The sequence below is a fragment of the Mesorhizobium sp. M0293 genome, assembly GCF_040321735.1.
GTDB lineage: Bacteria > Pseudomonadota > Alphaproteobacteria > Rhizobiales > Rhizobiaceae > Mesorhizobium.
On sequence record NZ_JAMYSA010000270.1, the window covers coordinates 1 to 1,463 of the forward strand.

The following is a 1,463-nucleotide window of genomic DNA, read 5'->3' on the forward strand; positions in this document are numbered from 1 at the left end:
CCTGGTCATCCTCAATGCAAAAGCACGCGATGCGCGCAACGAGTTCGCAATTGCAACTTGACACCCCAGATAGTCGCTCTCCCCCCTCCGGAGGGAGAGGAACCCAAGCTGGAAGCCGCCCCCGCATCATGCTAACCAACCCGCCATGGGACAGAAGAAAGCTTACGAGGTCGATGGGTGGCTGGCGCGGCCGGACCAGCGCATCTCCATTGTCCTGCTTTACGGCCCCGACCGCGGCCTCGTCTCCGAGCGGGCAAAGGCCTTTGCGGGCAAGACCGGCCTGCCGCTCGACGATCCCTTCTCGGTGGTCCGGCTGGAGGGTTCGGAGGTCGACCGCGACGAGGGCCGGCTGCTTGACGAAGCCCGCACCGTGCCGATGTTTTCCGACCGGCGGCTGCTGTGGGTGCGCAATGCCAGCGGCCAGAAGGCGCTGGCCGACGACGTCAAGGCGCTGACGGCGGAGCCCGCACCGGATGCCATCATCCTGATCGAGGCCGGCGATCTCAAGAAGGGCGTCGGCCTGCGCGCCATCGTCGAGGCGGCGGACAACGCCATGGCACTGCCATGCTACGCCGATGAAGCCCGCGACATCGATGCGGTCATCGACGACGAATTGCGCAAGGCCGGTATGTCGATGACCATGGAGGCGAGACAGGCGCTGCGCCGCAATCTCGGCGGCGACCGGCTGGCCTCGCGCGGCGAAATCGAAAAGCTCGTTCTTTACGCGCATGGCCAGCGGGAAATCGGGCTGGAAGAGGTCAAGGCGATGTCGGGTGACGTGTCCGGCGCCTCTTTCGACGATGCGGTCGACGCGCTGCTCGAAGGCAAGATCGGCGACTTCGACACCGCCTTCACCCGCCACTGCCAGTCCGGCGGACAGCCCTTCCTGGTGCTGTCCTCGGCGATGCGGCAGTTGCAGCAGATCCAGGCCATGCGCGGCCAGATGGATTCGGGCGGCCGCAATGCGGCTTCCGTCGTTGCCGCGGCCCGTCCGCCAGTGTTCTTCTCGCGCCGCAAGCTGGTCGAGAAAGCGCTGGAGCGCTGGAGCACCGACGCGCTCGGCCGCGCGCTGACGCGCCTGCAGACAGCGGTGCTGCAGACGCGGCGGCGGCCGGATCTGTCGGTTGCGCTGGCAAGACAGGCGCTGCTGGGGATAGCAGTGGAAAGCAGCCGATTGGCGCAGCGCGCCTGATCTCCCCCCTCGAGGGGGAGATGTCGCCGAAGGCGACAGAGGGGGTCGCCGCGCGTAGAGCGCCGGCCTCCATCTGCCGCAAGGAGGTCGCATCCGGTCGAACCGATCCCTCTGGCCTGCGCGCACGAAAACTCGGTCAAGCGGCAATCATTGCGTCGGTGTAAGGTCGACCCCCACTCCGTCGAGCTTCGCTCGCCACCTCTCCCCCGATCGACGGGGTAGAGGAAAGGCGCGAATTCGCCAACCTTGGCGCCTTTCCTCTCCCTCCGGA

The 1,463-nt window shown here is 66.8% G+C and carries 1 protein-coding gene; it reads left to right on the forward strand.

Annotation, left to right across the window (positions count from 1 at the left end; all coding sequences use genetic code 11):
* Positions 1 to 145: 145 nt before the first annotated feature.
* A complete protein-coding gene (holA, locus tag NKJ06_RS35385) occupies positions 146 to 1,192 on the forward strand; it encodes a DNA polymerase III subunit delta (RefSeq protein WP_352634671.1) in 1,047 nt (348 codons plus the stop codon).
* Positions 1,193 to 1,463 lie beyond the last annotated feature (271 nt).

What these genes read in the sequence shown, in the direction of transcription:
- holA (WP_352634671.1), top strand. Translation starts at nt 146, where the DNA reads ATGGGACAGAAGAAAGCTTACGAGGTCGATGGGTGGCTGGCGCGGCCG.